At 40.9% G+C, this 22471-nt stretch carries 17 protein-coding genes and 1 tRNA gene; 11 read left to right on the top strand and 7 right to left on the bottom strand.

The window, feature by feature from the left end:
• The first annotated feature begins 67 nt into the window (after positions 1 to 67).
• The 3 genes from KQH97_RS07630 to KQH97_RS07620 all read left to right on the top strand — a co-directional run bounded on the left by KQH97_RS07630 (position 68) and on the right by KQH97_RS07620 (position 2529).
• Positions 68 to 340, top strand: a complete 273-nt coding sequence (locus KQH97_RS07630; protein WP_216553685.1) for a helix-turn-helix domain-containing protein — start codon at positions 68 to 70, stop codon at positions 338 to 340.
• Between the two features lie 64 nt (positions 341 to 404).
• Positions 405 to 1241, top strand: a complete 837-nt coding sequence (locus tag KQH97_RS07625; RefSeq protein WP_117934531.1) for a DNA adenine methylase — start codon at positions 405 to 407, stop codon at positions 1239 to 1241.
• Positions 1234 to 2529: a transcriptional regulator gene (locus KQH97_RS07620; RefSeq protein ID WP_118054053.1), complete on the top strand. Its 1296-nt coding sequence runs from the start codon at positions 1234 to 1236 to the stop codon at positions 2527 to 2529. Before KQH97_RS07625 ends, KQH97_RS07620 begins: the two co-directional genes overlap by 8 nt.
• Positions 2530 to 3334: 805 nt before the next feature.
• On the opposite strand, the gene KQH97_RS07615 is transcribed toward KQH97_RS07620, so the two are convergent.
• A tRNA-Arg gene (locus KQH97_RS07615) sits at positions 3335 to 3411 on the bottom strand.
• 357 nt (positions 3412 to 3768) lie between these two features.
• On the opposite strand from KQH97_RS07615, the gene nrdD reads away from it, so the two are divergent.
• The 6 genes from nrdD to KQH97_RS07585 all read left to right on the top strand — a co-directional run bounded on the left by nrdD (position 3769) and on the right by KQH97_RS07585 (position 13754).
• Positions 3769 to 5943, top strand: a complete 2175-nt coding sequence (nrdD, locus tag KQH97_RS07610; RefSeq protein WP_022287606.1) for an anaerobic ribonucleoside-triphosphate reductase — start codon at positions 3769 to 3771, stop codon at positions 5941 to 5943.
• Between the two features lie 348 nt (positions 5944 to 6291).
• Positions 6292 to 6810 (top strand): anaerobic ribonucleoside-triphosphate reductase activating protein, encoded by a 519-nt coding sequence (nrdG, locus tag KQH97_RS07605; protein WP_216553684.1) that lies wholly within the window; start codon positions 6292 to 6294, stop codon positions 6808 to 6810.
• 125 nt (positions 6811 to 6935) lie between these two features.
• Positions 6936 to 8837, top strand: coding sequence for a leucine-rich repeat domain-containing protein (locus tag KQH97_RS07600; protein WP_216553683.1), 1902 nt, complete (start codon positions 6936 to 6938; stop codon positions 8835 to 8837).
• Between the two features lie 155 nt (positions 8838 to 8992).
• Positions 8993 to 10690: a leucine-rich repeat domain-containing protein gene (locus KQH97_RS07595; RefSeq protein WP_216553682.1), complete on the top strand. Its 1698-nt coding sequence runs from the start codon at positions 8993 to 8995 to the stop codon at positions 10688 to 10690.
• A 447-nt stretch (positions 10691 to 11137) separates the two neighbouring features.
• On the top strand, positions 11138 to 12346 hold the full coding sequence (locus tag KQH97_RS07590; protein WP_216553681.1) for an AAA family ATPase: 1209 nt from the start codon (positions 11138 to 11140) through the stop codon (positions 12344 to 12346).
• Positions 12347 to 12359: 13 nt separating this feature from the next.
• On the top strand, positions 12360 to 13754 hold the full coding sequence (locus tag KQH97_RS07585) for an McrC family protein (RefSeq protein ID WP_216553680.1): 1395 nt from the start codon (positions 12360 to 12362) through the stop codon (positions 13752 to 13754).
• A 108-nt stretch (positions 13755 to 13862) separates the two neighbouring features.
• Here KQH97_RS07585 and KQH97_RS07580 read toward each other — a convergent pair whose 3' ends face one another.
• The gene (locus KQH97_RS07580) at positions 13863 to 16436 is read right to left on the bottom strand and encodes a cation-translocating P-type ATPase (RefSeq protein ID WP_216553679.1); all 2574 of its coding nucleotides are present in this window, start codon (positions 16434 to 16436) and stop codon (positions 13863 to 13865) included.
• Between the two features lie 388 nt (positions 16437 to 16824).
• On the opposite strand from KQH97_RS07580, the gene KQH97_RS07575 reads away from it, so the two are divergent.
• On the top strand, positions 16825 to 17322 hold the full coding sequence (locus KQH97_RS07575; protein WP_216553678.1) for a hypothetical protein: 498 nt from the start codon (positions 16825 to 16827) through the stop codon (positions 17320 to 17322).
• 104 nt (positions 17323 to 17426) lie between these two features.
• Here the strand turns inward: KQH97_RS07575 and KQH97_RS07570 are convergent, their stop codons facing one another.
• The 3 genes from KQH97_RS07570 to KQH97_RS07560 all read right to left on the bottom strand — a co-directional run bounded on the left by KQH97_RS07570 (position 17427) and on the right by KQH97_RS07560 (position 20127).
• On the bottom strand, positions 17427 to 18260 hold the full coding sequence (locus KQH97_RS07570; RefSeq protein WP_195518344.1) for a hypothetical protein: 834 nt from the start codon (positions 18258 to 18260) through the stop codon (positions 17427 to 17429).
• 102 nt (positions 18261 to 18362) lie between these two features.
• On the bottom strand, positions 18363 to 18866 hold the full coding sequence (locus KQH97_RS07565) for a hypothetical protein (RefSeq protein ID WP_216553677.1): 504 nt from the start codon (positions 18864 to 18866) through the stop codon (positions 18363 to 18365).
• A complete protein-coding gene (locus KQH97_RS07560) occupies positions 18859 to 20127 on the bottom strand; it encodes a hemolysin family protein (protein ID WP_216553676.1) in 1269 nt (422 codons plus the stop codon). Before KQH97_RS07560 ends, KQH97_RS07565 begins: the two co-directional genes overlap by 8 nt.
• Positions 20128 to 20336: 209 nt before the next feature.
• Here KQH97_RS07560 and KQH97_RS07555 point away from each other — a divergent pair, with 209 nt between their 5' ends.
• The gene (locus tag KQH97_RS07555; protein ID WP_216553675.1) at positions 20337 to 20822 is read left to right on the top strand and encodes a GtrA family protein; all 486 of its coding nucleotides are present in this window, start codon (positions 20337 to 20339) and stop codon (positions 20820 to 20822) included.
• Between the two features lie 66 nt (positions 20823 to 20888).
• Here KQH97_RS07555 and KQH97_RS07550 read toward each other — a convergent pair whose 3' ends face one another.
• Together KQH97_RS07550 and KQH97_RS07545 are read right to left on the bottom strand one after the other, a co-directional pair.
• The gene (locus KQH97_RS07550; RefSeq protein WP_022288562.1) at positions 20889 to 21182 is read right to left on the bottom strand and encodes a hypothetical protein; all 294 of its coding nucleotides are present in this window, start codon (positions 21180 to 21182) and stop codon (positions 20889 to 20891) included.
• Positions 21183 to 21302: 120 nt separating this feature from the next.
• Positions 21303 to 22454: a 3-phosphoglycerate dehydrogenase family protein gene (locus tag KQH97_RS07545; protein ID WP_117877769.1), complete on the bottom strand. Its 1152-nt coding sequence runs from the start codon at positions 22452 to 22454 to the stop codon at positions 21303 to 21305.
• Between the last annotated feature and the right edge of the window lie 17 nt (positions 22455 to 22471).

Raw genomic sequence — 22471 nt, 5'->3', positions numbered from 1 at the left:
GTTGACAAAACACGTGCAATGTGATATGATAATTATAGGATATATTCAATATCGAAAGAAGAATAATATGACAAATTTCAATGATTTTCTTAATGCACAACTAACTGATCCTGAGCTTAATGCAGAATATAATTCTATAGAGCCTGAATTTGCAGTAGTTCAAGCGTTAATTGACGTCCGTAAAAAAAAAGGTATAACTCAGCAGCAACTTGCCCACCTTTCAGGTATTGCACAAGGTGATATAAGCAAAATTGAAAATGGAAATGCAAACCCGTCTATAAAAACACTTCAAAGGCTTGCCGCTGCTATGGATAAAAAACTTAAAATTGAATTTGTATAAAATAAAAATCCTTGGTGTGTCACAATGACACACTGTCTAGTGACACAAAAACGGAGTGATTTTAATGTCCAAAAATAAACTTGTTTCTCCTGTTCTCAAATGGGTGGGAGGAAAAAGGCAGCTGTTGCCCTCTATAAAGCTCATGCTACCTAAAAGGATAACCTCGTATTGTGAGCCTTTTGTTGGTGGAGGTGCTGTTTTGTTTGATCTGCAGCCTAAAAAAGCAATAGTCAACGACATTAACATCGATCTCATTCATGTATATACTGTTATAAGAGATGATGTTGACGCTCTTATCGAAATACTTGAAACCTATCCGAATGAGGAAAGTTTCTACTATGAGCTTCGTAATATTGATCGTGATAAATCAAAATACGATAGGCTTAGTGACATCGAAAAAGCGGCAAGGGTTATTTTTCTCAATAAAACTTGTTATAATGGTTTATATCGTGTAAACAATGCAGGAGAATTTAATAGTCCTTTTGGAAAATACAAAAATCCAAATATCGTTAATGCTCCTGTTTTGAAAGCCGTAAGTAATTATTTTAACTCTGCTGAGATAACATTCAGTTCAAACGATTTTGCATTATCACTTGAACAAGTACGGAGAGGAACGTTCGTATATCTTGATCCGCCATATGATCCAATATCAGATACCTCTAGCTTTACTGGTTATTCAAAAGGCGGTTTTAGCAGAGAACAACAGATTAAACTTCGTGAGTGCTGTGATATGCTTAATGAACGTGGTGTAAAATTCATGTTGTCAAATTCTTCAACTGAATTTATAAGAGAACAATATTCTGATTATCATATAACAACTGTACAAGCCAAAAGGGCAATCAACTCAGTTGCAAGCAAACGTGGAGATGTTGACGAGGTAATAATAACAAACTATGAATGACACAGATAAACTTGAACATGAAACCAGGAATGACGCAGCATGGCATTTATTATTTGAAAAATACGATATTCTACATCAAATAGAACAAGAAGGGTGTTTTCAAATATCTGCTACACAAATTAAAGAGTTTCGTGAGCCACGGTTAATGGCAAAATTTGATCACATTATCAATTTGCCTAAATTATTCAAACAAAATAAGCTCTCCATACTTCCTATTACTCGTGGTGATTATATCATTTCTCATTTTGATGCGTATCATAAATTCGAGCCTATGTCACCCGAAGTAACAAGAATAAGCTTACCATACTACATTCAAAGTTTAGATGTAGACTCTATCACCAGTGAAGCAGTTGCTTTAAATTGTGCTTATGTGTCGGGCATAATAGCAGACTTTCTAGAAGATGAGCAACTTGTTCCAACTGTAAGTGGCAGAATGGGATCTGGTAACTTCAATTTTGAGATCAAAGATGTTCTATGCAATGACAAAAGAAACATTGAAGTACATAATTCTCAAATAGAGATAGATGCAGGATATGAGGGATTACAAAAGCTTGCACTAATTGAGGCAAAGCGAGATTTGTCGAAAGATTTTCTTGTAAGACAGCTCTACTACCCTTTCAGGACGTGGAAAGATCGTGTAAACAAAGATGTCAAACCAATTTTCCTTGTGTATTCCAATGGCATATTTCATTTATATGAATATCAATTTTCTGATCCAATGGAATATAGTTCACTGACACTTGTCAAGCAGAAAAATTATTCTGTGGAGGAAGATATGACTATTACATCTGAGGAAATCAATCAATTACTTGACAGTGTACCGATAATTGATGAGCCTGAAATATCATTTCCACAAGCAGACAGTTTTGAACGAGTAATAAATCTATGCGAATTATTAAACGAACACCCTATGACAAAAGATAATATTACAATTAATTACGCATTTGACGAAAGGCAAACAAATTATTATACCGACGCTGCTCGCTATCTTGGGTTAGTTGACAAGCAAAGGAATGATAGCATTACATTTTTCTTAACGTCAAAAGGAAAAAACATTTTAAAACTCAGCTACAAACAAAGGCAATTAGCTTTTTGTGAAGCTATATTATCACATAAGGTTTTTTCAGAAACTCTTAATTTATGGTTTAGTCAGGGAGAAATCAACAAGCATGAAATTGTTGCAATAATGAAACAGTGTAACCTATATAAAGTGAAAAGTGACGAAACATATTATCGTAGGGCTTCAACAATTAGAAGTTGGCTTGAATGGATCGTGGAATTATTATAACGAAAATGACCCCTAGTGTGTCACGGTGACACACTAGGGGTCATTTTGCATTTATATATAAAAGATATATTTCCCGCCATTAATTTCCGCAAAAGTGTTGACAAATTGACAAAATGGTGGTATAATTAATATACAGAGGAAATTTAGAGGGCATAAAAAATCGCACCCTCTAAGGCTTATAAACTCTTGGCGGAGATTATAAGCCCAGCAGCACAGATGTTCGGATCAACTGTGAGCTTTCAGAGAATGCTATCCTCGTGCTCTATTATAGCACGTTGGAAATAGATTGTCAAGGGCTTTTCACGATGTCAAACATCTGGAAAGCTCTTTTTGCTTTTAGCTGCTGATTTTACTTACCAAAAATGCAGCTTGAAAATCGAATATCGTAAGTCCTCAAATAAGATTGAGATGAGGTCAACTGATGTGAAACACAAGCACAACAAGACATTGAGTTGTCTTTAAGTCGCTTTGAGCCATGACGTTCGTTACTGTTCAATCACGCCGATCAGGCATTCTTAACATTACAGAACATGAACACGAGCCAGCCAGTAACAGTTAAGCTAACTGCAAGCCTATGTGCCGACGCCACTATGGATTAACATCAGATGATTCGCCCAAGCTCCACAATGTGCAGCTGCCTTGACAAGGTCTAAGAGCGAAACGAAACAAATGTCACAAAACATATCCTAGCTTGTTACTACAAGCTTTCATATATGCTCAGCAAGGATACTTAAAGATACTTGCTGAGGAAAGTCCACATTTTTTTATATCCTGTGGATTTTCCTTTGTGAGTATCAAAAATGATTGGTGCGCCAGAAGGGACTCGAACCCCCGACCTACTGGTTCGTAGCCAGTCACTCTATCCAGCTGAGCTACTGGCGCATTCAACTCTAATATTATATCATATGCAAGCACCCTTGTCAACAAGTTAATTGAATTTCTCCACTTATTTTACAGAATGTTCACATCGTTTCTCGTAGCTTCACACCTTTATCATCCCTTTAAATGTCATTGTTTTTCACACTTTTTGTCAATCAAGGGTTTGTAATCATTTGTAATACTTTTTCGGCAAACTGCTCTGTTTTTAACCGGAATTTTTGTAGATTATTTATCATTCTATACCCTTGACTTATATTCTGATTGTGGTATAATAGTAAATGTTCAATATTATGTTATGATAAAAGTAACCAACCACAATATATAGTGGTTGAGCAGAATAGAATGAAAGGAAGAGTATAGGTGAAGATAATAAAAAGAAGCGGCGCTGAGAATACGTTCGATAAGGAAAAGATAGAAAATGCCGTTGCGAAAGCTAATATCACTGTGGAGGAAAAGGATAGGCTCTCTGAGGGAGAGATAGGAGAGATAGCACAGAATATAGAAGACAAATGCTCTGAAATGAATAGGGCTATGGACGTTGAAACTATTCAGGACTGGGTGGAAGCCGATATCATGCGCCACGGCAAGTATACAGTGGCAAAGCATTATATCACCTACCGCTATGAGCGTTCTATCGTCAGACAGGCTAATACTACTGACAAGCAGATACTTTCTCTTCTTAACTTCGAGAACGAGGAAGTCAAGCAGGAAAATTCCAATAAGAACCCTACTGTCAATTCAGTTCAGAGGGATTATATGGCAGGCGAGGTCAGCAAGGATATAACAAGAAGATTTTTGCTTCCTGACGATATAGTTGAAGCTCACGAAAAAGGTCTGATACATTTCCACGACGCCGATTATTTCGCTCAGCATATGCACAACTGCTGTCTTGTAAATCTTGAGGATATGCTCCAGAACGGCACTGTCATAAGCGAGGTCATGATAGAAAAGCCACACAGCTTCTCTACAGCCTGCAATATCGCTACACAATCTATCGCTCAGATAGCTTCTTCACAGTATGGCGGACAGAGTATCACACTTTCCCACCTTGCTCCGTTCGTTCAGATATCCCGTGATAAATACCGCCGTGAGGTAAAAAAAGAGTTCGCAGAGCTTAATATCCCTGCCGACGAGGATACTATAAATAAGGTAGCCGAAATGAGAGTAAAGGCTGAGATAGTTCAGGGCGTCCAGATGATACAGTATCAGGTCATCACTCTTATGACAACAAATGGTCAAGCACCTTTCGTTACTGTTTTCATGTACCTTGACGAGGTGCCGGAGGGACAGACAAGAGATGACCTTGCGGCTATCATAGAGGAAATGCTCAGACAGCGTATCCAAGGCGTAAAGAACGAAAAGGGCGTTTATATAACACCTGCGTTCCCTAAGCTAATATATGTCCTTGAAGAGGACAACATAAGAGAAGGCTCAAAATATTGGGAGCTTACAAAGCTTGCTGCAAAGTGTACCGCAAAGAGAATGGTGCCTGACTATATAAGCGAAAAGAAAATGAAGGAGCTTAAGGTAGACAAGAATGGCAATGGTCAGTGCTACCCTTGCATGGGCTGCAGAAGCTTCCTTACAACATATCTTGACGAAAACGGCAAGCCTAAATATTACGGCAGATTCAATCAGGGCGTTGTTACAATAAACCTTGTGGACGTTGCCTGCTCGTCATATAAGGATATGGATAAGTTCTGGAAGATATTTGATGAAAGACTTGAGCTTTGCAGACGTGCGCTTATGCTCCGTCACGAAAGACTTAAAGGCACTCCGTCAGACGTTGCGCCTATCCTTTGGCAGAACGGTGCACTGGCAAGGCTTAAAAAGGGTGAAACAATCGACAAGCTCCTGTTCGGCGGATATTCCACCATATCACTTGGCTATGCAGGTCTTTGCGAATGCGTAAGATACATGACAGGCAAGTCACACACAGACCCTTCAGCAACGCCTTTTGCACTTGAAGTTATGCAGCACCTTAATGACGCCTGCGCAAAGTGGAGAGCAGAAACAAACATAGATTTCAGCCTTTACGGCACGCCATTGGAGTCCACAACATACAAATTTGCAAGATGTTTGCAGAAGCGTTTCGGTGTTATCGAAGGTGTAACAGACAGAAACTACATCACAAACAGCTATCATATCCATGTTACCGAGAACATCGACGCATTTGACAAGCTCACCTTTGAGTCACAGTTCCAGGCTCTCTCACCAGGAGGAGCTATCAGCTATGTGGAAGTGCCGAATATGCAGAACAACATAGAGGCTGTTCTTGCAGTTATGCAGCATATTTACGACAACATCATGTATGCAGAGCTTAACACAAAGAGCGACTACTGTCAGAAGTGCGGTTTTGACGGTGAGATAAAGATAGTAGAAGATGACGGCAAGCTTGTATGGGAGTGTCCGAACTGCGGCAACAGAGATCAGAACACTCTGAACGTTGCAAGGCGCACCTGTGGCTACATCGGCACGCAGTTCTGGAATCAGGGCAGGACTCAAGAGATAAAGGAAAGAGTTTTGCATTTGTGATTTCATAAAAACATTTTGTAGAATTACAATTCATAATGAGATATGACAATTCACAATGAGATATATTTAAAACCCAAAAATTTTTTTGAGCGATTACAATTAAAACCCAAAAATTTTTTCTAGCGAAATCGCAAAATTTTGAACATTATAGCCGTTAAAACTCAAAAGTTCAAAAATCAAAACTCGTCAAAAAAATGAACATTATAGCAAGGAAAACTCAAAAACTCAAAACTGCAAAATCCGAAAATAATGAACATTATTATTGACATAAAACAGCAAACAGCATATAACTATCGGGGCAATACAAAATCGTATTGCCCTGCGTTGTATGTATGAAAGGAGCGGAAAATGAATTATTGTGAGATAAAGAAAACCGATATCGCCAATGGCTCAGGAGTGAGGGTCACGCTGTTCGTATCAGGTTGCAGACACCACTGCAAGGGCTGTTTTCAGCCTGACACTTGGAACTTTGACTACGGCAAGCCTTTCACCGATACCACCGCAGACGAGATAATTAACGCCCTCTCAAAGGGCTATATAAAAGGACTTACGCTCCTTGGCGGCGAGCCTATGGAGCCTGAGAACCAGCCTGAGCTTACAAAACTCCTCCACCGTGTGAAAACCGAACTTCCCGACAAGGACGTGTGGTGCTACACAGGCTGTACCCTTGAAACTGACCTGCTTGCAGGCTCAAAGTCCCCATACAGAACACAGTACACAGACGAAATGCTGAGCCTTATCGACTACCTCGTTGACGGCGAGTTTGTTCTCGAAAAGAAAAACATCTCACTGAAATTCAGAGGGTCTGAAAATCAGAGGATACTACATAAAGAGGACGGGGTTTGGGTGAACAGCGAAGATATATAACTATAAAGATATTGGAAAAGCGACCGCATTTTGCCTGCGGTCGCTTTTTTTATTTGCAGTCCAGACAAACGGACAGTTGATGTGTTATAATATAGTCAAATAAAGAAAAATGGAGGAATATATCAATGAGTTCCATAAACCTTGAAAACCTGACTATGCCCGAATCGACACGCTGCGCCTATCTATTTAGATATTTATATGAACTTGAAAGCGTAAAGCTTCCCAAAAACGCAACGATCATTCATTCTTTGATCTTTGACGAATGCTCCAAGCTTAAAAATGTAGACATTCCTGACACAGTAACTACCATTGGCTTTTGTGCATTTCAGGATTGCGGCATTGAAAGCATCACTCTCCCCGACACAATAACTTCTATTAGCTTTGGAGCATTCCAGGCTTGCAAAAACCTTGAAAGCATTGTACTTTCAAACCAACTAGACGAAATAAGTGAACAGGCGTTTTGGCGATGTGTCAGCCTTAAAAGCATAAATATTCCAGATTCAGTAAAGATCATTAGCTGCAAGGCGTTTTATGAGTGTAAAAAGCTAAAAAGCATAACTCTCCCAAACTCACTGACAATTATTGGTGAAGAAGCTTTTGGAAACTGCACCGACCTTGAAAGTATAACCATCCCCGATTCTGTAACAATAATTGACAAAGGCGCATTTAAAGGTTGCACCAAACTAAAGAATATAACTCTTCCAGGCTCACTGACAACTATTAGCAAAGAAGCGTTTTGTAATTGCACCGAGCTTGAAAGTATAATTATACCTGATTCTGTAATAAGCATTGACAATGCCGCATTTAAGGGTTGCACCAAGCTAAAGAACATAATTCTCCCAAGCTTATTGACAGCTATCGGCTTTGAGGCGTTTAGTGACTGCACCAGTCTTGAAAGTATAAATATACCAGATGGAGTAATTTCTATATGGGAAAAGGCTTTTGAGAACTGCACAAGCCTCAAAAGCATAAAAATACCTGATTCAGTAGAGGACATTGGCTTCTATGCCTTTAAAGGCTGCAAAAATCTTAAAGACATAACTATCCCAAATAGCGTTACGCTCATAGACCTGAGCGTATTTGAAAACTGCGAAAGCCTTGAACACATAAAACTGCCTGAGACGGTAACTGAGATACGCAATAGTGCGTTTGAGGGTTGTAGAAGTCTTAAAAACATCACTCTGCCTGACACAGTTAAAGCCATAGGCGAACATGCTTTCAGCGAATGTACGAGCCTTGAAGACATAAAAATACCTGAATCTGCAAAGGGCATAGGATGCAATGCCTTTAGTGGGTGCAAGAAACTTACAGACATAACTGTCCCAAATGGTTCGCTTGTCATATGCGACAGCGAATTTGAAAATTGTGAAAGTCTAAAACAAGTAAAGCTACCTGACTCAGTAAAGAAAATAACCAATTGTGCGTTCTCAGGTTGCCGAAGCCTTAAAAACATTACCCTGCCTAATACGTTAATAAGCATAGGGTGTTATGCTTTCGATGAATGTACAAGTCTTGAAAGCATCGAGATACCATATGGCACAACTGATATTGGACATTATGCGTTTCATCAGTGCGAAAGTCTTAAAAGCATAACTCTTCCTAATTCATTATATTACATTGGCGAACACGCATTCAACAATTGCGAAAGCCTTGGACACATAAAGCTGCCTGATTCAATAGATAATATATACAATAATACTTTCGCAGGCTGCAGTAGTCTTGAATACATCACCATTCCCGACGCAGTCAAAAGCATAGGCAGTTATGCTTTCAGCGAATGTAAAAGTCTTAAAAACCTTGAGATACCATATGGCGTAACAGATATAGGCTTCATGGCATTTTATAACTGCAAAAATCTTAAAAACATAACTATCCCGACTTCATTAAATTACATCAATTCATACGCATTCAGCGAATGTGAAAGCCTCGAGACCGTGACCATAATATCAGACTGCACCAGCAAGATCATAGACGTAAGAGAACTTGATCTTGACACCATGGATCAGTGGATATTCCTCTATTTCTGATGAACTGACCCCAAAAAGTTAGACAAAGATTCAAAAGAAAATTTATGCAAAGCGACTAAGAAGAATCTTGGCCGCTTTTTTATTTGCAGTCCAGACAAACAGACAGTTGATGTGTTATAATATAGTCAAATAAAGAAAAATGGAGGAATATATCAATGAGTTCCATAAACCTTGAAAACCTGACTATACCGAAATCGACAAACTGTAGCTTTCTGCTTAGCGATTGCCCTGAGCTTGAAAGCGTAACGCTCCCCAAAAACGCAACGATTATTCATTCTTTGATCTTTGGCGAATGCTCCAAGCTAAAAAATGTAGACATACCTGACACAGTAACTACTATTGGTTATGGAGCATTTAGAGGCTGTACCAGCCTTGAAAGTATAACCATACCCGATTCTGTAAAGCGCATTGGCAACTGCGCATTCCTTAACTGTCCTGATCTTAAAAGCATAATTATACCCGATTCGGTGACACGCATCGGAGAGAGTGCGTTCATGAGTTGTACAAGCCTTGAAAGCCTCACGCTCCCTGATTCTGTAACGAGAATAGATTATATGGCATTTGCTTCATGCAAAGGATTGAAAAATATAACTATACCTGACAGCGTGACGGATATAGGAAGCGAGGTGTTCAATGGTTGTACCAGCCTTGAAAGCATTACGCTCCCTAATTCCATAACGAGAATAGAAAATAAAGCATTTGCTTCCTGCGAAAGATTGAAAAATATAACTATACCTGACAGCGTGACGGATATAGAAAGTGAAGCGTTCCATGGCTGTACCAGCCTTGAAAGCATAAAATTACCTAAGTCCTTAGAGAGCATTTACCACAATGCCTTTAATAAGTGCAAAAAGCTTACAAGCATAACTATCCCAAATGGCATTACTGTCATATGCACCGGCGTATTTGGAGATTGTGAAAATCTTAAATATGTAAAGCTCCCTGACTCACTAAAGAAAATAGCCAGTGTTGCATTCTTTGGCTGCCGCAGTCTAAAAAACATCACCCTGCCCGACACATTAAAAAGCATAGGCGATTATGCTTTCAGCGAATGTACAAGCCTCGAAAGCATTGAACTTCCCCTTGGTGCAACAGACATTGAAAATTTTGCATTTCATCAGTGCAAAAGCCTTAAAAGCATAACTATCCCGAATTCAGTGTTCATCATTGGCGCACACGCATTCGACGGCTGTGAAAGCCTTGAAAACATTACGCTCCCTAATTCCATAACGGAAATAGACTCCTTTGTATTTCATGGCTGTCAAAGCTTCAAAAGCATGATCATACCCGATAGCGTGACAGCTATACATAGCGATGCGTTCGAGAAATGTTCCAGCCTTGAAAGCATAAAAATACCTGAGTCCGTAGACAGCATTGAATGGAATGCCTTTAAAGGGTGCAAAAAGCTTACAGGCATAACAATCCCAAATGGTGTTACTGTCATAAGCGACAGCATATTTGAAAATTGTGAAAACCTTGAACATATAAAGCTCCCTGATTCATTGGAGGATATATGTGATAATGTGTTCCAAGGCTGTCATAGTCTTAAAGAGATAACTCTGCCTGATACATTAGAAAGCATAGGTAAAAAAGCGTTCTGCGAATGTAAAAGTCTTGAAAACCTTGAGATACCCTATGGCACAGAACGTATTGGCTCTTTTGCATTTTATCAGTGCAAAAACCTTAAAAGCATAACTATTCCAAATACATTATATTCCATTGGCAACAACGCATTCAGCGATTGTAAAAGCCTTGAAACAGTGACCATAATATCAGACTGCACCAGCAAGATCATAGACGTAAGAGGACTTGACTTTGACACAATGAACAGGTGGATATTCCTCTATTTCTGATTACTCCGCCTTGACAAAGCGTTGCTGATAAGATATAATGAAATTATTGTAGTAAAATTATAGAAGAATGGAGTACCTGATATGGGAAAAATAACATGGAAAAGCACATTTGAAGATGTGCAAAAACTGTTAGAAAATGGTGACGAAACGTTTATACAACAGATAAAATACTTGAATAGTAAGCAATTTCAAACAGAAACAGATAAGGGTTATCGGCAAAGAAATTTCCATTTTTTCATGGCGATAGTTTTGCAGGGGGTACAGTCAACAAAAGACAAAAAACATATCTTGAATTTTCTTCATATATTGTATCCTGACCCCAATAAAAAAACCTATGAAAATCCTTCAACGTGGTCAAGAAATGCTGGTAATTTTGTTGACGGGAAGGGAAATAACCTTGTTACAAAAATAAATGATGCCTTAAGGTTAATACCTAAAGATACCGAAATGGACGTTTTTAGAACGGGTGATTGGGTCAATTTTAAAGACAGCAGTGGAAAAGCTATCTTTAGGGACGCCAATAATAACATCATATTTATTGACGGCGAACAAAGAGCCAAAGAGAAAATGAAACAAATAGCAGAATTTCTAATAGACAACGTCCAAATCACATCTGGCGGAGGTTTTTCACTTATGGTAGATACATATTCACTGTTAAAAGCAAACAAACAGCTCATTTTAAACGGCGCACCTGGCACAGGAAAGACCTTTTCCGCAAGAAATGAAATTGCCGACAAGCTGTTGGGACAAAACGCCGATAAAAAAATCCAAATGGAAATGGTGCAGTTCCACCCCTCATATGACTACACTGACTTTATAGAGGGCATAAGACCAAACCTTGCAAACGAAAGCATAGGTTACACATTAAAAAACGGCTCTTTCAAGTCATTCTGTAGAAAAGCAGGAGTTATAGAGCGTATAAAGGCTTCAGGCCAAAAGGTGACGGAAGACACCATAAAAGAGTTTCTCTCTGACGAGGATGGATCTATTGTTGACTTCTGGATAAACAAGATAAAAGAGGAAGGCTTTGATACAGAAAACATCGACCCAGCCGACCTCCCTCCTTTCCTTTTTATCATTGACGAGATAAACAGAGCGGAAATATCAAAAGTCCTTGGTGAAACCATGTTCTGCTTGGACGCAGACTACAGAGGAGAAAAAGGCAGGATAGCTACGCAGTATTCTGCACTGGCAACTGACAAAACATTCTATATAAATATGGATAACGATAAGTTCTTTATCCCCTCAAATGTGTATATCATAGGCACAATGAACGATATTGACAGAAGCGTAGAGGTCTTTGACTTTGCTTTAAGAAGAAGATTTGCTTGGCATGAAGTCACCGCAGAAGCCGTAATGGATAAGGTCTTAAAGGCAATGGGCGTAGATAATGCGCTTGGCAATGATTATGATGATTATGTATCAAAGATAACAGCCCTCAATAATTCCATTGATAACACCCTTAAACTTAACAGACATTATCACCTTGGTCCGTCATATTTTGCAAAGATACTGCTGTATCTTGACGGAAATGGCTACAAAAAAGCAAGAGAAGAAGTGTGGGATAACCACCTCTCTCAGATATTGTATGAGTATGTAAAGGGCAAGAGAACTGAAAGCGAAGTAGAGAAAATAGGTGAAAATTTTAAGGCTTGATCGGAGGAGCAAAATGGATAATCATATAACGATCAGTCTTAAAGATAACCAAAGCTATGATAAAGCGTATTCATTGGTCTATGATGATGAGGCAACTGATGAAAAGGAAATACCCGAAAGCTATTGGGAGGATATCAAGCAGGTCAGCGACCTAAATCAGATAAAGGGCAGTAATATCATCACCATACCTTCTCAAAGCCGAAACAAAAACAAAGAGATATTTTCACGAGTCAATGACAAGCTTTTCACCTACAATTGGGTGGGCGTGCTGTCCTGCAGAAGCAAGGGTGAAGAAAGTGAAGCTAACTACCGAATAGAGATAAGGTCACGCTTTGACAAGGACGATAAACAGTATTTCCTGCTCTATCTATTGTGCAGTGTATGCGGCATAAACGTTTTTGACCTGAGCGTAAACAGCGAATCAGAAAGCGACTATACTGCCATAATGGTGCTTCTGTTTCTTATGAAGCTTATGGAAGCCTACGAAGACGGAATATACAAAGAGTATGTGCGAAAGAGATACAACGAGTATGACTTCAAGGGCGTTATGGATATCAACAGGCACATAAAGATAAACAATCCCTTTTTAGGAAAGACCGCATATTCCACAAGAGAGTATTCCTACGACAACGATATTCTATGCCTCATACGCCAAACTCTCGACTATATCAAAGACTATTTCCCCGACATTTTGAAAGGCTATCTCAACAACAACGTTATCCTCAACGAGATAATAGACGCCATAGAAAATGCAACGCCCTCATATCGAATGAACGTGAACTATTCCGACTCCATGAAGTGCAGAAGAGAGATAACCCACCCTATGTATCAGAAGTACGAGGACGTAAGAAAGCTCGCATTGATGATATTGCAGGAATCAGGTCAGAACGTGTTTGACGATAAAGAAGAAGACACCTTTGGCATACTCATTGATATCTCATGGCTGTGGGAGGAGTTTATCGCTGTCAAGCTGTTGAACGAATATAGCTATGAACATTTGCTTACCGACAATTCCAAAGGAAGCCTGCAATGGTCTAATAAAGAATATTGGTATCCTGACTACATAGAAAAGGGCAAATCCGATTCCAAAAGAAACGTATTTGACGCAAAATACAAGTTCTGGGAATGGAATAAAGACGCTGATATCCACCAGCTATTGTCATATCTTTTCCTGACAGGCGGTGACACCTGCGGAATAATCTATCCCTCTCAGGAAGAACATTGTGTTTTTAGTTTTAAGAAAATTAATTCATTTTCATCATTTTATAAAGCCGTTCCTACGATATACAAGCTTCCCCTTTTTATTCCGTCAAGCGAATACGATGACTATGGAGAATATTACAAAAAAATCAATATATCCATACAAGCATGGAAGCAAAGCTTCTCAGCACAGATAGCCACATCTTAATAAAACAAAACCGCTCCCCGTGACATCACGAAGAGCGGTTATTTTTATCGCGTAGGTGCGACCTAAGGTCGCCCACCTATGAAACTTTTATAAGATAACTCTACAGCCTTACTTTTCAGACTTTGTAAAGAATATCGCCTTTATAAGCTGGATAACGAGCATAGAGCCAAAGCTTAGAATGTATATCCATGCAAACTGCATACCTGTCATGTCTGCTATCTTGAAAAGTCCTTTAAGCGGTGGAACAAGCAGAACGGAGTTTAAAAATACCATTCCAAGACCGAACGCCATAAGACCGAACTTGTTGTTGAAAAAGTCCTTTGAGAAGATAACAGGACCTTTTTCCTTGCACGAGAATCCGTGGAACAATCTTGCAGAGCAAAGCACTGCGAATGCCATCGTCATACCAAGAGCTGCGCTTGTCTTGTTTCCCATAAGGAAAGCCGAAGCTACCGCTATCGCTATAACTACGCCATACAATGCTATCTCACCCAGGAAAGGACGTGTGAGTATAGATTCATTTGCGTTTCTTGGCTTGCGTTTCATGACCTCTTCGGAGTGAGGTTCAAGACCCAAACCGATAGCAGGAAGCGAGTCTGTAAGCAGATTAATAAACAGCAAATGTATTGCCGCAAACGGAACAGGAAGTCCAAGCAGTGAGTTGAAAAGCACCACAAGAATTGCCGCAAAGTTGCCCGAAAGCAGGAAGAGTATAGCCTTTTTAATGTTCTCGTAAATGTTTCTGCCGTTTCTTATGGCCTTGACTATAGTTGCAAAGTTATCGTCTGCAAGCACCATTGAGGCAGCATCCTTTGAAACCTCAGTTCCTGTGATGCCCATTGCAACGCCCACATCAGCCTGCTTTAACGCAGGTGCGTCGTTCACACCGTCGCCTGTCATGGAAACTATACAGCCGTTTGCCTGCCAAGCCTTTACGATCCTTATTTTATGCTCAGGTGTAACACGAGCGTAAACAGCCTTGTCCTTTACAAAGTCAACAAGCTCTTCGTCTGAATAAGCGTCAAGCTCGTGACCCTCAACAGCCTTTGAGTTGTCGTCAAGAATACCTATCTCACGGGCAATAGCTGAAGCCGTAACGATATGGTCGCCTGTTATCATGACTGGCTTTATGCCTGCCTTGCGGCATTCCGCAACAGCCGCCTTTGATTCCTCTCTCGGAGGATCCATCATAGCAATAAGACCGACAAACTCCAATCCGTCCTCGTCCTCTGGACATACGGTATCCTTGTCAAATTTTTTCTCTGCAAATGCAAGTATACGCAAACCTTTTTCCGAAAGCTCTGCCACACGCTGAGTTATAACAGCCTTTTCCTCATCGCTTGAAGTTATCCTGTTTATGAGAACGTCAGCCGCACCCTTTACATAAAGCACCTTTTCGCCGTCGATAACGTGCAGAGTTGACATAAGCTTTCTGTCTGAATCAAATGGTATCTCAGAAATTCTAGGGAGATCTTCCCTCACCTTGTCAGTGTCGATACCAAGCTTTGTGCCGAAATTGATAAGAGCCGTTTCTGTAGGGTCGCCTATCTCAACGCCGTCCTTACAGCTTGAATCGTTGCAAAGGATCATGGCTCTTGTCATAGTCTTGACCTTTTCATCGTCAAGATCAACAGCGTCAGTGTCGATTATCCTGCCATCTACCATTATTTTTCTAACTGTCATCTTGTTCTGTGTCAGTGTACCAGTCTTGTCAGAGCATATTACAGAAACACTGCCCAAGCCCTCAACAGCTTGAAGCTTTCTTATGATAGCGTTTTCCTTTGACATTTTCTGTGTGCCGAAAGAAAGCACAATAGTAACGATAGAGCTGAGAGCCTCAGGGATAGCCGCAACAGCAAGTGCGATAGCGAACATGAACGAATCCATAAGCTTGCCGCCACGAAGCACACTAAGTCCGAACACTACTGCACAGACAATAAGTATAGCTATAGAAAGCTTCTTGCCGAACTCGTCAAGTGTGTTCTGGAGAGGCGTTTTTCTCTCTGATGCGTTCTGGATAAGCGAAGCTATCTTGCCCACCTCAGTGTCCATACCAACCTCAGTGACAAGCATTTTTCCTCTGCCGTATGTGACAAAAGAGCCTGAATAAACCATGTTAGCACGCTCAGCAAGAGGCTTTTCGCCCTCTATATCGCTCATATCCTTGTCGATATTAACGCTCTCGCCTGTGAGTGCCGACTCGTTCACCTGAACAGACGCACATTCTATCAGCCTGCCGTCTGCACATATCTGGTCGCCTGCTTCGATAAGAAGAATGTCGCCCACTGCGATCTCCTCAGATGGGATAATGACCTTTTCACCGTTACGAAGCGCCTTAGCCGTCGGTGCAGAAAGCTTTTTAAGGTTCGTCAGTGACTTTTCAGCCTTGACGGTCTGAACTGTACCCAAAATAGCGTTCATTGTGATAACAACGAGAATTACCGCACAGCTCTCAACGTCTTTCATGAAAGCTGAAACTATCGCAGCAATAATGAGTATAAGCACAAGGAAGTCCTTATACTGCTCTAAAAAAATCATGGGAATGGACTTTTTCTTGCCCTCCGTGATAACATTTCGTCCGAACTTTTCGCAGTTTTTCACTGCCTGCTCGGTTGAAAGACCATTTTCACCTGATGAAAACTCAGTGTAAAGCTGGTCAAGTTTTTTCTGATACTGCTTCATAAAATACCACCTTTTTTATTTTTTCCTGTAAGCATTGCCGATATACCCTTCTAAGCCTCCTTTTCTCATAGGCTCAGTAAAATAAACGCATAAAAAATCGGCAAGACGTTTATTGGGTAAACTGCGCCTGTGGCAATTTAATCAATAAAAGTCTCGCCGTTTAGATATGCAGCGGTCCCTCATCGGAACGTACTGACGCAAACATAAACGGATCTCTCCGCCAGCTACTCTCTTTTACTATGAGGTTATTATAACCTATATTTTTGATTTTGTCAATAGTTTTTTATATATTTTATTGTAAATCTGCAACTCATTTGCTTGATCTCATTTTCAAACACCGCCCTTGATTATTATTCCAAAAGGTGATATAATAGCATTGGTGATAATAATGAAAAGGAAAATACTTGTAGGTCTGCTTACCGCCGTTATCTTTTTGGCTTGCGCCCTTGTGATAAATATAACCCCAAAGGTGGAGAAAGGTTCAGTTGTGCTGACCTGTGACGGAAGCAAATATGAGCTTCCCGGCACTGAAAAGACACGATACTGCAATGGCAAGAGCGAGAGCCTTTCCGCTGAAAAGAGCTTTGAAGATCTGCTCTCCTCTGTACCGTCATTTAATATAAAGGCAGATGTAGATAAGGACGGCAATGTTACCCTTAAAACCCCTATGTCCGTAGAAGCCACAGGGGACAGGCTCGGTGACGTGCTTTACACTGTCTACAGCTATGACGGAAAGGTGCTTGCCAAGGAGTCCAAAAAGCTGGAGCTTCCAAAAGAGGATATTGACGGCTGTCTTGTGAAAATAAAAATTACATGGGGCAAGAAAAACACAAGCTATCTTGAAGAAGATTACTGGTTTGCCGCAATGTACAATACCGAAAGATAAACATAACATCAAAACGTAAGGGCGACCTCTGGTCGCTCACTTTCTTTCTGTAAACTTTCAAACAACAAAACGTCGGACGAATTTGAAAACGTCCGACGTTTTTTTTAACATATTTGAAATCCTATTATGCCCACCATACAAATAACGCTGCCGATAAATCTCAGCTTTGTGATAGGCTCTTTTCTTATGAGCGCTATAACAAACAGCGAACACAGTATCATAGGCTGGATAAATGACGCACTCGCAAGGCTCACAGCAATAACAGCGTTCTCCGCAAGCAGACCTGCCACATTCGGAATCTTTGTAAGCACAACCACCCATGCGCCCTTTTGATTTTTCTTGAATATCTCCAAAGGCTTTGCCCTTGGCAGAAGTATGATAGCCATAAGTATAAGCGCAAAGAACAGCGCCATGGTCGAGGATATGTAATTCTCTGACGCTCTTACAACTATGCCGTAGCCGTATCTTGCCAGCAGATAGAACACCAGAGGAACAACTATCCTGCGGTAATTTATATTGCCGCTGTCCGTTCTGCCTGATTTTGCGATAAAAACAAGTCCTGCAACAGTAAGCACAATAAAAAGAAACTTGAAAATGCTCGGCTTTTCACCAAGGAAAATATCCGTTGCATAGGACATGAAAAGGGTGATACCAAGCCAAGCCTTAAGCTCAAAGGCTGATATTTCATCAAGGATAATAGCCGAAAGCTTAAATTCAAGGATTTTCGACAAGCACAGCAGACCTATCGCCGCAAAGGACTGCCAGCTAAGCGTAATAGTCCTGTCGAGGAAAGGCAGACAGCAAGCCATGAAAACAGCCGTTGCCGCCGCCATTAAGAATCCAAGCTCATCGCCGTTGAATTTTGCCGTTGAAACGGCGTACTTGTCACTAAGGGAACATATTGTGTAGCATACAACTACAAGTATAAGCAAAAACATTATTTTTCTTCTTCCTTACTCTATGATTTTCTAAGACCTGTATGCTGTGAAACATACGAAATAACGGGCGACCCAAGGTCGCCCCTACGCAAAGCCGATTTATCAGTTCTTTTTATTTTTCACAAGCCATACTACCGCCAAAATACCAAGTATCACTGAGAACAGAGTAGCAACAGCAAGACATATCCAGCTTGCATACTGACTTTGTATAAATTCGTTCTGCGATTGGCTTCCTATAAGGGTATCTACCCCCGATTGCGAGCCTAACGCTGAGAACAGTATTATAAATGCCATTCTCACATTCATTACGCAGGCTATAACGCTGTAAATATGCACTATACCCTGAAAAAGACACACTCCGCAGTCGTCCTTTACATAGCTTTTCACTCCAAGCACCGCACATACCACCGACACTGCCGTGTAGATAATGAACGTCGCAAAAAGCACTATCGTTGGCACTTTTGCCCCCTCGGTTTTCACTATCATGCTCATAAGCCCAGCCATACACCCCATGAACACAGTCGCTGCCGCAAGCCCTGCAACAGACCATTTTCTGTATAAAAGTTCTGACTTTTTTATCTGCTCTTTCTTTATCTGCTTAGGCATTTTCTTCCTCCGCCTTCTTGCTTTCAAGCTCCTCATCAGATATCTTGAAGCGTATCCTGTCTATTTTCTGCTCGTCCTCCATTTTCACTGTCATCTCAAAAGGCGGACAGCTTATAACTTCATTCTGCTCAGGAAGTCTGTCAAGCATATCCATTATCCAGCCACCGAGAGATGTTCTTTCGGTTTCGATAGTGTCCTCCGGCAGTCCTATCCTGTCAAGAAAATCCGACACCGAAAGCTCCGCCGACGCCTCATAAACGCCGTCGCTTATTTTCACAAGGGAGGTATCCTCCTCGTCGCTTTCATCATAGATCTCGCCCACAAGCTCCTCTATGATATCCTCAAGAGTACAAATACCCTCCGTGCCGCCATATTGGTCAAGCACCACCGCCATATGCACCTTTTTACGCTGCATCTGCTTCAGGATCTCAGAGATCTTGCGGTTTTCAGTTATGTAAAGTGGCTTGTTCATTATAAGGCTTATGTCCGTCTTGCCCTTGAGATACATTTCAAAAAAGTCAGCCTGGTGGATAAGTCCCACAATGTGGTCTATATCCTTGTCATACACAGGAAGCCTTGAAAACTTTGTCTGCACAAAGCGTTTTTTTATGCTCTCCATATCCTCATGAAGCTCAACACCCTCGATATTTACTCTAGGCACAAGTATCTCGCTTATGGTTATTTCGTCAAAATCAAGTGCCGAACGCACAAGCTCCGACTCCTGCTCTTCAAGTACGCCCTCGTCCTGAATCTCGTCTATGATATATTTAAGCTCTTCCTCAGTAACAGACGGCTCGCTGTTCTTGTTGCCCACAATCTTTGAAACGCCGCTTTTTATGCCCATAAAAACAGCCGTAATAGGTGTGATGATGAACATGAATGCGGAGAGCGGAGCCGCCATAAGAATAGAAAACCGCTCAGAATTCTCCTTTGCAAGGCTCTTAGGCAAGATCTCACCAAAAATAAGCACAAGCACTGTCATGACTACGGTAGCCAGACCCACGCTTCCCTTGCCGAATTTCTCGGTAAAAAGCACCGTTGCAATAGAAGATGAAGAAATGTTCACCACGTTGTTTCCTACAAGTATAGCAGTGAGTGCCTTGTCAAAATTATCGCATATGTTCATTGCCTTCTTTGCAGACTTGTTTCCGTCGTCTGCAAGTTTTTTAAGCCTTATCCTGTTGCATGAAGAAAACGCTGTCTCCGTTGCAGAACAAATAGCAGACAGCATAAGAAGCACAGCGATGATAACAACTTTCATAAAATAAAATTATCCTTTCAGGTCAGAGTATAAATTTGCTGCCCTAGTTATAAAAATAGCACTAAAGGCAGTCATGAAAACTGACTACATATAGTTATCATAACATATTTTTTAACCAATTGCAACAGTATTATTGAAAAAACGATGTAAAAGAGTTATAATATTCTTTGTGTTCATAATATTCATATGCACAAAAGGAGATAACAGAAATGGCAAAGAAAGATAAGGACATTTTCGACAAAATAATGGACTGGAAGATATTCGGCTGGTTCAGACCATTTTACGTCAAAAACAAAGAAATGCTTTTGTATCTGTTTTTCGGCGTACTCACCACCGCAGTCAGCTTTGTGACCGCAGGCATCTCAAAAGTGCTTTTGGAACAGGCAGGCATAGGCAAGGGTGGTGTTTCCACTGCAAGTACTGTCATATCATGGATATGTGCGGTAACATTCGCATATGTCACAAACAGGATATGGGTTTTCGAGTCTGAGGCAGAGGGCAAAAAAGCGATAATCTCCGAAGCGGCTTCATTTTACGGCGGAAGGATATTCACTCTTCTCGTAGAAATGTTCATGATGTGGCTCGGCTACTCACTTCTCAGCTTCAACTATTGGGTAACAAAGATAGTGGCAAACGTTGTTGTGCTGATACTTAACTATGTCATTAGCAAGCTCGTGGTATTCAGAAAGAAATAAGCATACAAAAAAAGCTGTCAGATCTGACAGCTTTTTATTTTGCCCCAGTTGCCACATTGCAACTGATCAATCTCTATACATAAGCGTGACCGCCATTCCGTTTATCACACCCACTACAACTCCGCACACAATGAAAAACACCTTGATAGGCAGGTCAAGCAGAAGCGAGATAAGCCCGAACACGATAACGAACGCCATTGCTCCGCCTATCTGCACAAGAAACTTTCTTTTCACAAGCACAGGAAAACGCTCAGCAAGCTTTGCGGTCTTGTTACCCTTGTGGTCAATTATCCTGTAAATAAGCTGAGTCAGTGCCATTGGTATTCCGATAAATAAAATTGCTGTTATAAGTTTGTCCATTTTAAATTCCTCCATTTTTCACTTAAATTATAGCTTTTTTTGTATCAAAAAAGGCTGCCCAAGACGCAGTTCGTCCATGGGCAGCCTCATTGCTGCATATAAAATTTCTTTTATCAACAATTAAAGAACTCTTACGCCAACAACGCCCTCGATAGACTTGAAAGCGTCAGCGTCAACGTCGCCTGTAACATCGAGCATTGTGTAAGCCCAGTCTTTCTTAGACTTGTTTACAAGGTTCTCGATATTTGCGCCCTTGTCAGATACAACAGATGTGATCTGTGCGATAAGTGCAGGAACGTTCTTGTGAAGCACGCAAACAAGGTGGTCGCCTGTTTTAGCAAGCTCTGCATTAGGGAAGTTTACAGAATTCTTGATAGTTCCCTTCTCGATATAGTCGATAAGCTCGTGAGCAGCCATTGTTGCGCAGTTGTCCTCAGACTCAGGTGTGGAAGCGCCAAGGTGTGGCAGAACGATAACATTCTCCTCGCCAAGAACAACATCATCTGCAAAGTCTGTTACATACTTTGCAACCTTTCCGTCCTTGATAGCCTTTACAACAGCCGCACTGTTGATAAGCTCGCCTCTTGCAAGGTTGATAAGACGAACGCCGTCCTTCATCATTGCTATCTGAGCTTCGTCGATAGTGTTCTTTGTGTCAGGTGTATAAGGAACGTGGATAGTGATATAGTCACTGTTCTTGTAAATATCGTTGATATCAGCAGTTACCTTTACAGCAGGCTCAAGCTGGATAGCTGCGTTTACTGAAAGGAACGGGTCATAGCCGATAACGTCCATGCCAAGTGCAACGGCTGCGTTTGCGATCTTTCCGCCGATAGCACCAAGACCTATAACACCAAGAGTCTTGCCCAATATCTCAGGACCTGCGAACTTAGACTTGCCGCCCTCAACTGTCTTTGGAGCGTCAGGAGTGCCCTTGAGTGAAGCAGCCCATGCAGCAGCCTCTGTTATCTTTCTTGAAGCAAGAAGAAGCGCACAAATAGCAAGCTCCTTAACAGCGTTTGAGTTTGCGCCAGGTGTGTTGAATACAACGATTCCCTGCTCTGCGCACTTCTCAACTGGGATATTGTTTACGCCAGCACCTGCTCTTGCAATAGCAAGCAGGCTCTCAGGCATTTCCATATCGTGCATCTTTGCTGAACGTACCATTATAGCGGTAGGATTTTCAGCATTGTCGCTTACTGTGTACTTAGCCTTGTCAAAGATATCAGTACCGCAGGTAGCGATCTTATTTAATGTCTTTATCTCATACATTGTAAATTACCCTCTCT

Source organism: Ruminococcus sp. MSJ-25, from assembly GCF_018917825.1.
GTDB lineage: Bacteria > Bacillota > Clostridia > Oscillospirales > Ruminococcaceae > Hominimerdicola > Hominimerdicola aceti.
Note: the sequence above shows the minus strand (reverse complement) of the source record. Positions and strands in the feature narration are given on the sequence as shown.

What these genes read in the sequence shown, in the direction of transcription:
- KQH97_RS07550 (WP_022288562.1), bottom strand. Translation starts at nt 21,182, where the DNA reads ATGGACAAACTTATAACAGCAATTTTATTTATCGGAATACCAATGGCA.
- KQH97_RS07580 (WP_216553679.1), bottom strand. Translation starts at nt 16,436, where the DNA reads ATGAAGCAGTATCAGAAAAAACTTGACCAGCTTTACACTGAGTTTTCA.
- KQH97_RS07625 (WP_117934531.1), top strand. Translation starts at nt 405, where the DNA reads ATGTCCAAAAATAAACTTGTTTCTCCTGTTCTCAAATGGGTGGGAGGA.
- KQH97_RS07560 (WP_216553676.1), bottom strand. Translation starts at nt 20,127, where the DNA reads ATGAAAGTTGTTATCATCGCTGTGCTTCTTATGCTGTCTGCTATTTGT.
- nrdG (WP_216553684.1), top strand. Translation starts at nt 6,292, where the DNA reads ATGAATTATTGTGAGATAAAGAAAACCGATATCGCCAATGGCTCAGGA.
- KQH97_RS07555 (WP_216553675.1), top strand. Translation starts at nt 20,337, where the DNA reads ATGGCAAAGAAAGATAAGGACATTTTCGACAAAATAATGGACTGGAAG.
- KQH97_RS07545 (WP_117877769.1), bottom strand. Translation starts at nt 22,454, where the DNA reads ATGTATGAGATAAAGACATTAAATAAGATCGCTACCTGCGGTACTGAT.
- KQH97_RS07630 (WP_216553685.1), top strand. Translation starts at nt 68, where the DNA reads ATGACAAATTTCAATGATTTTCTTAATGCACAACTAACTGATCCTGAG.
- KQH97_RS07620 (WP_118054053.1), top strand. Translation starts at nt 1,234, where the DNA reads ATGAATGACACAGATAAACTTGAACATGAAACCAGGAATGACGCAGCA.
- KQH97_RS07575 (WP_216553678.1), top strand. Translation starts at nt 16,825, where the DNA reads ATGAAAAGGAAAATACTTGTAGGTCTGCTTACCGCCGTTATCTTTTTG.
- KQH97_RS07570 (WP_195518344.1), bottom strand. Translation starts at nt 18,260, where the DNA reads ATGTTTTTGCTTATACTTGTAGTTGTATGCTACACAATATGTTCCCTT.
- KQH97_RS07585 (WP_216553680.1), top strand. Translation starts at nt 12,360, where the DNA reads ATGGATAATCATATAACGATCAGTCTTAAAGATAACCAAAGCTATGAT.
- KQH97_RS07595 (WP_216553682.1), top strand. Translation starts at nt 8,993, where the DNA reads ATGAGTTCCATAAACCTTGAAAACCTGACTATACCGAAATCGACAAAC.
- KQH97_RS07590 (WP_216553681.1), top strand. Translation starts at nt 11,138, where the DNA reads ATGGACGTTTTTAGAACGGGTGATTGGGTCAATTTTAAAGACAGCAGT.
- KQH97_RS07565 (WP_216553677.1), bottom strand. Translation starts at nt 18,866, where the DNA reads ATGCCTAAGCAGATAAAGAAAGAGCAGATAAAAAAGTCAGAACTTTTA.
- KQH97_RS07600 (WP_216553683.1), top strand. Translation starts at nt 6,936, where the DNA reads ATGAGTTCCATAAACCTTGAAAACCTGACTATGCCCGAATCGACACGC.